Source organism: Sporosarcina sp. BP05, from assembly GCF_014282005.1.
Classification (GTDB): domain Bacteria; phylum Bacillota; class Bacilli; order Bacillales_A; family Planococcaceae; genus Sporosarcina.
The window spans coordinates 1-7,510 of record NZ_JACFTD010000038.1 but is presented as its reverse complement, the minus strand read 5'-3'; the positions used below and the strand labels follow the sequence as shown (position 1 = coordinate 7,510).

Below are 7,510 nucleotides of genomic sequence, written 5' to 3'. Positions count from 1 at the left end.
CCTTTTTTACTAACGTGGCAGGTTAGTTGAACAAGGTAATACAGAAAAAAGAAGAATTTGTTCATATATGGTATTATTCGTTTTATAGAGAAAGGGGTATTTAAAATGACAAGACGAGGTACTGGAATTGCATTTATTGCTATTTCTGCTTTTTTAATATCAACGAAATATATAAGTGCTGCAATTTTTGGTTCAGGGGTTTCAAGTTGGAGTCAAGATTTATTCGATGGGATGTTATCTTATGTAGGATATACTTTAAACATTTTTAGTGTGCTTTCTCTACTTGTAGGTATTCTTTATATCGTATGGGGAGAATATGAAGAATTAAAACTTAAAAGGATAACTAATAAATAGTCTTCTTCAACTAACGGGTTGCTTTTGCGAAAGATCCTGGGTCTGCTTAGGTAGCTCTTCTTTCTTGTTGAACTAACGGGGCAGGTTAGTTGAAAATGGCTTAATTTCCAGAAGAGAGAATAAGTAAATATAGAGAGATAACTTGGAGGTGAGAAATTGGAGGAAAACGATAAAGGTATTTTATATATAAATATGTTCATTGGTACATTAGGACTCATCATTATTATAGTAGGGTTATTGAAATATTATGAAACTGTTGGTGGTATAGGTTCTTCATTTGCTTTGTTAGGTTTTCCTTTAACAATGATTTACATGAATTATCTTGAAGGGAAAGCTGGTATTAGTAAAAAAATATTATGGATCAAATCTATAATAGCTATTTTTTTACTGTTTATAATCTCCATCTACTTCAACTAACGGGGCAGGTTAGTTCAATAACTTTGTACATGGAATTTCCATTAAATTAGTAGGTTAACGGTATAAAAATGGACTTTTATTATACTAATAGTCATTGTGTTTAGTATCCAGAAGTATTTTAAACCTTCTTTTTACTTTTCCGTAGATATTAGAAAGGGGATGAAAAGATGGATTTTTTAATAAACTTCGTAATTATCACTTTATTTATCAGTCCTATAATTACACTAATTCACGAATCTGGACATGCATTTTTCTTGAAAATATTTGGTGCGAAAGTAAGTGAGTTTACTATCGGCAACGGTGATATACTTTGGAGCAAAAACAATTTTTTCATTAAGAAAGCCTTTTTCTTTGGAGGGAGAGTTGGCTCCAAAAACCTTAAGATATTAAGTAAAAATCAAAAAACCTTTTTTTACTTAGGTGGAGTTTTCTTTAATTTTCTATCTGCATTAGTACTTCACATATTAACTGGTTATGAATTCCTAGTTTTCCGAAACTATGTGGATAGTTTCATTTTTGTATCGTATCTAACCATTGTAATTAATCTAATTCCACTTAATACCATCGTGGGTGCTACTGATGGTAAACAATTAGTTGAACTATATAGGAATTAATAAGTTATGAGTTTCGTTCTTCCACTAACGGGTGCTTTACTTCAAGAAGGAGTAGTGCCTTTTTTTCTAACGGGTAAGGTAAATTTAAGAAATCTTATCTTTTAGTTTAGGAGAAATAGTGATTTTTAGGCAGGAGATGTGGTAAATGAGTTTTATTCTTTTTGCTGTTGTCCATACACTTATCGGAATAGCATTAATATATATTTACGGTAAATTACCAAAAGCTATAGCTACATTTTTTATTGTCTTTTTTGCTTTTAGTATTCTTTATTGGGGTGCAGTCATGCTAGATATTATTTCAACTAACAGTGTGCTTTAGTTAAAGAGCAAGGGTTGCTTTGGCAGCTCTTTTTCTTATTGAACTAACGGGGCAGGATAGTTGAATAAGCAGTTTTATAAATACTACAGAATAGGACGTGGTGGGTTTATATGACTAAACGTGATGCTTTGATGGAAACTTTTAGAGGGTTATCTAATGAGAAGTTCTTAGAGTTTGATCTATTTCTTCAAGAACAATTTAACTCTGCTTTAGAAAATGTTGACAATGCTGAGTGGCGTGTATCCTTTTTTACTAGGGCATTTGAGTCTTGTGAAACAGGTGAGAAGTTTACATTCAAACGCCAACATACTGGAAAACCGTTTACTTTTGACCCTAATGGCGAAGACAAAGAAGGAATAGCTAGTATGTTAGAAGAAGCTAAAGGTGATCTAATTAAAGGGCGTAAGTTACTCAATCTTTTGTCTGCTTTTAAAGATACTTTCGATAATGAAAATAATTAGTTTGGAAAACTGCTATTACAATCCCCTATAATATTTGTTGTTTCACTAACGGGTGCTTTACTTCAATAAGGAGTAAAGCATTTTTTTACTAACGCGGCAGTTTAGTTAAACAGATACATAACTTTTATGAACTGGGCAAACTACCTTAAGTGATTAATTAAGGTGGTAATTATAAATATGAAAAACAAAAAAATTACCTTTATTTTGGTTTCATTCGTTTTGGTATTGGCGTTATTTGCTACGGGAGTAATGTTATCGAACAAAGATACAGTTGAAGCTGAGAATGTCGGTGCTGAAGAAAAGCACTCCGATTTATATGATGTATTATTAGTTTTATTAGACCCCGCTGCAAGAAAAGTAATTAATCAGGAATACCCACATCGTAGTTATGCACTTTGGAATGCAGAAATATTAGAAGTAAAACGAATAACTGGCGGGTATTCTCAATATGATTTTACTGTGAAAGTAAAATATGATACGTATACAGGTCCTTTTAATCCACCTGAAGGTCCTATTACAATAACCTTTCATGTAATAACAGATGGAGTCTCAGTAGCAAAAATTCAAAAATGAGTCTTGATACAGCATTGTATCTAATTCAACTAACGGGTGCTTTACTGAAACAACAGGATTAATGCTTAGCGGAGGCAGACAAAAGGTATTAGAAACAAAGCGGTTTTACTGGTAATGGGGTTGCGGATTCGTGACAGGGCACTGAAGTGTTAATCTCTATGGGGGCGGACCCTAGGGATGAAGTTAATGAGTTTGCCTTGAAAGCTGAACGTGCAGGCGGAACTGTATTCAGCAAGCCGGGCGAAAAGGATGGCTGGATGTACGGCTGCGGTTTTGCTAATCCGGACGGTCATCGGTAGAACGCGTTGTATAAGGATATGAGCAAAATACCGCAGGGCTGAAAACCCGATTCGCCATTTCGTGACGAGTGTTTAAACTGCAAGTCAAACAAAGTTACTTAACTACCGGTTGCAATTGTTTAATAAAAGCAATCGCGCCATTAAAAGTTTGTGAAGAAAGGTACTTAAAATAACGTACCGGATAATTGAATTAGGGTAGTAGCATTGCAACTATTATTAGGAACATATATTCTGTGAGTAGAATAATTAGGAGGCTTATTATGAAAAAACAACGGAAGATAGTATTGTTTATTGCTCAAAGCTTGGATGGTTATATCGCTACAAAAAATGACTCTCTTGATTGGTTATTTAAAGTTGAGGGGGAAGGGGATAATGGCTATTCAGAGTTTTTCGAAACGGTGGATACAATTTTAATTGGCAAAAGGACATATGATTGGATAATGGAACAAGAAAAAGGTCAATTCCCTTATCAAAATAAAGATTGTTACATTTTTTCAAGAACACCATCAGAAGATACAAAAAATGTTAAATTTATAAATGAAGACATTGTCGAATTTGCTGATAACTTAAAAAAAGAAGAAGGGCAAAATATTTGGATAGTTGGTGGTGGAGATATTCTACATACGTTTTTAAAAGAAAAGTTAGTCGATGAACTGATTGTGACAGTTGCACCCACGATCATCGGAGAGGGAATACCTTTATTTAAAGCAGGCGATTATCAGGTAGATCTTTCTCTTATAGGTACAAGAACTTTCAATCAATTTGTCGAATTACATTACACAGTAAATAAATGACCACGAATGTATTTCAGCACACTGGCGCAGTTGTCGCATAAGGTCTGCGTTTCAAACGGGCCATTTAGTTAAAAGTTTTAGGGGTGAAGAAATGAACCGCTTTTATACATCATTAACCTATGTAAGTAAACTAATTTATGAGCCCAATCACTTAATTGTAAAGTCGATACAAGAAGAAAAGCAAAATTTTAAGTATGGTGCGGGTACATTTGAATTATCATCTAGAACAGTTCGATTCAGAGTTGCGAGTATTACCCCTACAAAAGTAGGGCAGTTTGTTGCATTTTGGGAAAAAGATGAAAATAATAAAAATCAAGCCTATTCATATGCGGAAGCACCGGATTTACTAGTGATTACTACCTTTAAAAATGAAAACGAATTCGGGCAATTTGTTTTTCCTAAAGAAATTCTTTTTAAGCAGAACATTATTAGGTCCAGTTCAACAATTGGAAAAATGGCAATAAGTATTTATCCTAGCTGGGACAGTCCAACAAGTAAACAAGCGATGAAAACGCAAGAATGGCAGTTACCCTATTTTGTTGATATGAGTAACTCGAATAACATAGCTATAGAGAAAATACTAGAACTATATTCTTTGTAATTCTCTGCAATCAGGTGCAATAGAATTGCACCTTTTTCAGTAATCGGGCGCGATAGTTGAACATTAAAAGCCTTATTCCTTGCCAGAAACACGCTGAAATATGGCTTTTTTTCTTACGCTATTTTAGTATGTGATTATACTACCAATAAATTAGGGGGCTATAGAAATGAGAGGCGTATTATTAACATTAATTTCTTTGTTGATTTTGAGTGGATGTGTTTCAAAGGATAATGTAGAAAAAATTGAGATTGCTCAAATGAAAGGTTTCTCAAAAGTAATAACATATCCATCAATAAATATTACAAAAACAAAAGAAATCGAAGAATTTATCAATGCTTTCAATAGTGCGGAGAAAGTTCCTGGTATTGCAAATACAGTTGATCCCGATTACCAAGTTATATTGGGTTCTGAAAACTATTACCTTTGGATAAGTGATGAATCGGTTACGATTATGAATTTAAAAGATACTCATACTGTCTATTCACTTACCGAAAGTTCAGCTCGAAAAATAATTGATTTACTGAACACTAATAAGGATTAATACTTTTAGAACAACAGGGGCTTCTTAGAGAGTTCTTTTCTTCTTAAACTAATAGGGCAGGTTAATTCAATAAATGATATTTGGAGTTTATCGGGAATAAACATAAAAAGATGGGGGGTCTGTTTATGATGAAAAAAAGATTAGTTTTAATCTGTGCGGTAATTTTATCAGTAGTAATTGCGGGCTGTAATGACGAAGAGTCAATAAAAGAAGAAGTTATTCAACACAATTGGAATGAAAGTCCTCTGTTTGAATCTGTTGGAATTACTATGATTGGAGAAGAAGGTCGTCTAGGATTTCTCCACGATAATAATGAAGTTGTCAGATTTTATCCAAACAAAGTACAAAAGTATATGTGGCACTTTTGGGGAAATGAAGATGAGTTAATTGGTGATTTTAAGGTTTTAGGAACTCACGAAAACAGTGATGAGGAAATAATAATTGTACCCAAAAGAGGAAATACCTTTCTTAGCCCTAATAATGGTGCAAATCAGCACTTTCCAACAAATATGGAACTCCCTAAAAGTGGAGTGTGGAAGTTAGATGCCTATATTGGAGAAGAAATATTTGGAAGTGTCTATGTGAAAGTTTATAAGAAATAAATCGCTTATTGAACTAACGGTTGCTTGAGTAAAGTATCATGGGACTGTCATAGTTAATTCTAATATCTTTTTCATAAAAAGCAGCAGTTTATAGATGGAAGTTAATGACATTATCTTAGAGGGCTCTTTTTTCTCGTTTAACTAACGGGGCAGGTTAGTTGCACAAGATTATGTTTTAAATTGAAACTTTTACCAATATATAACGTCATACTTACGTATAGAGAATTGTTGTGGAATGTGCACTTTATTTTTGAAAGGGGAATTTAGAAGTGATGAAACAAGCTTTAATTCCAGTAATTGTATTTAGCTCAATTTTGTTAGTTGGGTGTAATCAAGATAAAACAAATGCTAGTAACGAAAAAAATACGCCTGCAGTCTCGGAAGATAGCAGCACAGTTCGTGCTATAAACACAGAGATTACGCCCAGCACGGAAGAGAATGTATTACAAGATACCCCCGATTATGCAGCTAAGAATGAAGGGGAACTATCTATTCAGGATTCTGAAACGGCTTATGAAATGTGTGTGATAGCGCTGACTGACTATTATAAAGCTGTCTGGAACGGCTCGGATATTGAATTGGGTGCATTTATCGATAACGAAAACCTTAAACAGTATACGCAAAATAAGATTCAATACCAATTTGACTTGTATTTATCGCACAATCTTACTGATAATTTGGTGAAGAGTGTTGATATTGGCACTCGGGAAGTGGAGTATACTGATGACGTAGATGGGGGTTTTCTCTATTTAAATTTACCTGCGGAAATTAAAAAGACTGTAGGGAGTTATGGTGAACCCACTGAATTTCTCGTACGCAATGTAAACGGCAAGTTAGTCATTGTTGATTGGTATACCGGTGCAAAAGATAGTTATGATTTCATGGTACGCGGAGAAAATCTAACAATTGACAACCCTAATATTTGGGATGATAGTGAATTTGTGAAGAAGTTAAATAGTAAACAGGGTGAATTTTCAGGCTCAATTCGATAGTTAGTTATTTACAGCTAACTCGGCAATCAAAGGTTGTTAATGAAAGCCCAATATGAGACTTGCTTCCAAAATTAATTACTCTTATTCAACTAACGGGTGCTTTAGTAAAAAATCATGGGGTTGCCAGTGGTAACTCTTTTTCTTATTGAACTAACGCGGCAGTTTAGTTCGAAAAAGTTTTAAATTTTTTCATTTATCTAATGTAAAGGATGTGAGGTTTAGCAATGAAGAAATATGTTTTGTTCATGTTATTAATGACTTTTACTTTTGCGTTAGCTGCTTGCACCCAAAGCGAAGAAGAAAAAATACAAGCTTACTTAAAAGATAAAAGTGAGATTTTTTATCACTTTTCAGTTGTTGATTTTACAGATGAGAAATTAAACATTGAATTCACGATGCTTCCCAATTCTGAAACATGGAGTAATGATGCTGCAGAATCTGATGTGAGTATTGAAACAAAAGCTTCATTGGAAGCTATAAAGAACTATTCCAAAAAATATTTGGGTGTAATAAAGGAAGTAAATCTTTATTTTGTTATGAGAGAAACAAATAAAGTTGTTGCAGAAATAAATGCAAATAACGATACTATATTAGAAACCGATTGGAAAGATGTAAGTAATCGAGAACTTTCTCAAATTGTAGATGGTTACAAATTTTATGGTGTATCAAATTAGTTCTTCGGCTAAAGGGCGCGATTGTTTAAAAAGCGTCTCTGTTCTTATTAAACTAACGGGTGCTTTACTTGAAGATTGATGAGCTGCTTAGACGGCTTTTTTTTTATTCAACTAAAGCGGCAGGTTAGTTTAATAAGGAACAATGGACTTTCAATAATTTTATATGGAAAATTTAATTAAATTTGGAACTTATATTTGTTTCAAACGTATTAAAGTAATGGGGCAGGTTAGTTGAACAGTGTTGTTTAACTTGTGTTCAACAATCGGGC

General features: G+C 33.6%; 13 protein-coding genes. All 13 read left to right on the top strand.

Features of this window, described 5'->3' with window-relative positions; genetic code table 11:
- Window positions 1-105 precede the first annotated feature (105 nt).
- Window positions 106-354: a hypothetical protein gene (locus H2672_RS18705; RefSeq protein ID WP_186673879.1), complete on the top strand. Its 249-nt coding sequence runs from the start codon at window positions 106-108 to the stop codon at window positions 352-354.
- Window positions 355-510: 156 nt separating this feature from the next.
- On the top strand, window positions 511-771 hold the full coding sequence (locus H2672_RS18700) for a hypothetical protein (RefSeq protein WP_186673877.1): 261 nt from the start codon (window positions 511-513) through the stop codon (window positions 769-771).
- Between the two features lie 167 nt (window positions 772-938).
- Window positions 939-1,385 (top strand): site-2 protease family protein, encoded by a 447-nt coding sequence (locus H2672_RS18695; protein WP_186673875.1) that lies wholly within the window; start codon window positions 939-941, stop codon window positions 1,383-1,385.
- A 145-nt stretch (window positions 1,386-1,530) separates the two neighbouring features.
- On the top strand, window positions 1,531-1,704 hold the full coding sequence (locus tag H2672_RS18690) for a hypothetical protein (RefSeq protein WP_186673873.1): 174 nt from the start codon (window positions 1,531-1,533) through the stop codon (window positions 1,702-1,704).
- 110 nt (window positions 1,705-1,814) lie between these two features.
- Window positions 1,815-2,165: a hypothetical protein gene (locus H2672_RS18685; protein ID WP_186673871.1), complete on the top strand. Its 351-nt coding sequence runs from the start codon at window positions 1,815-1,817 to the stop codon at window positions 2,163-2,165.
- Between the two features lie 177 nt (window positions 2,166-2,342).
- Window positions 2,343-2,738, top strand: a complete 396-nt coding sequence (locus H2672_RS18680) for a DUF3888 domain-containing protein (protein WP_222439464.1) — start codon at window positions 2,343-2,345, stop codon at window positions 2,736-2,738.
- 146 nt (window positions 2,739-2,884) lie between these two features.
- Window positions 2,885-3,037, top strand: coding sequence for a VOC family protein (locus H2672_RS18675; RefSeq protein WP_186673870.1), 153 nt, complete (start codon window positions 2,885-2,887; stop codon window positions 3,035-3,037).
- 260 nt (window positions 3,038-3,297) lie between these two features.
- Window positions 3,298-3,831 (top strand): dihydrofolate reductase family protein, encoded by a 534-nt coding sequence (locus H2672_RS18670; protein WP_186673869.1) that lies wholly within the window; start codon window positions 3,298-3,300, stop codon window positions 3,829-3,831.
- Window positions 3,832-3,922: 91 nt separating this feature from the next.
- Window positions 3,923-4,432, top strand: coding sequence for a MepB family protein (locus H2672_RS18665; protein WP_186673868.1), 510 nt, complete (start codon window positions 3,923-3,925; stop codon window positions 4,430-4,432).
- 166 nt (window positions 4,433-4,598) lie between these two features.
- Complete coding sequence (locus H2672_RS18660) at window positions 4,599-4,973, top strand: YhfM domain-containing protein (protein WP_186673867.1); 375 nt, start codon at window positions 4,599-4,601, stop codon at window positions 4,971-4,973.
- Between the two features lie 125 nt (window positions 4,974-5,098).
- Window positions 5,099-5,575 carry a hypothetical protein gene (locus H2672_RS18655; RefSeq protein WP_186673866.1) on the top strand — a complete coding sequence of 159 codons (477 nt, stop codon included), beginning with the start codon at window positions 5,099-5,101 and terminating at the stop codon, window positions 5,573-5,575.
- 272 nt (window positions 5,576-5,847) lie between these two features.
- Window positions 5,848-6,567, top strand: coding sequence for a hypothetical protein (locus H2672_RS18650; protein WP_186673880.1), 720 nt, complete (start codon window positions 5,848-5,850; stop codon window positions 6,565-6,567).
- 224 nt (window positions 6,568-6,791) lie between these two features.
- Window positions 6,792-7,241, top strand: coding sequence for a hypothetical protein (locus tag H2672_RS18645; protein ID WP_186673865.1), 450 nt, complete (start codon window positions 6,792-6,794; stop codon window positions 7,239-7,241).
- Window positions 7,242-7,510: the final 269 nt, after the last annotated feature.

Bases quoted from the DNA above. Each gene is read 5' to 3' on its own strand.
- H2672_RS18705 (WP_186673879.1), top strand. From the start codon at position 106: ATGACAAGACGAGGTACTGGAATTGCATTTATTGCTATTTCTGCTTTT.
- H2672_RS18650 (WP_186673880.1), top strand. From the start codon at position 5,848: ATGAAACAAGCTTTAATTCCAGTAATTGTATTTAGCTCAATTTTGTTA.
- H2672_RS18685 (WP_186673871.1), top strand. From the start codon at position 1,815: ATGACTAAACGTGATGCTTTGATGGAAACTTTTAGAGGGTTATCTAAT.
- H2672_RS18660 (WP_186673867.1), top strand. From the start codon at position 4,599: ATGAGAGGCGTATTATTAACATTAATTTCTTTGTTGATTTTGAGTGGA.
- H2672_RS18645 (WP_186673865.1), top strand. From the start codon at position 6,792: ATGAAGAAATATGTTTTGTTCATGTTATTAATGACTTTTACTTTTGCG.
- H2672_RS18670 (WP_186673869.1), top strand. From the start codon at position 3,298: ATGAAAAAACAACGGAAGATAGTATTGTTTATTGCTCAAAGCTTGGAT.
- H2672_RS18695 (WP_186673875.1), top strand. From the start codon at position 939: ATGGATTTTTTAATAAACTTCGTAATTATCACTTTATTTATCAGTCCT.
- H2672_RS18665 (WP_186673868.1), top strand. From the start codon at position 3,923: ATGAACCGCTTTTATACATCATTAACCTATGTAAGTAAACTAATTTAT.
- H2672_RS18655 (WP_186673866.1), top strand. From the start codon at position 5,099: ATGATGAAAAAAAGATTAGTTTTAATCTGTGCGGTAATTTTATCAGTA.
- H2672_RS18690 (WP_186673873.1), top strand. From the start codon at position 1,531: ATGAGTTTTATTCTTTTTGCTGTTGTCCATACACTTATCGGAATAGCA.
- H2672_RS18680 (WP_222439464.1), top strand. From the start codon at position 2,343: ATGAAAAACAAAAAAATTACCTTTATTTTGGTTTCATTCGTTTTGGTA.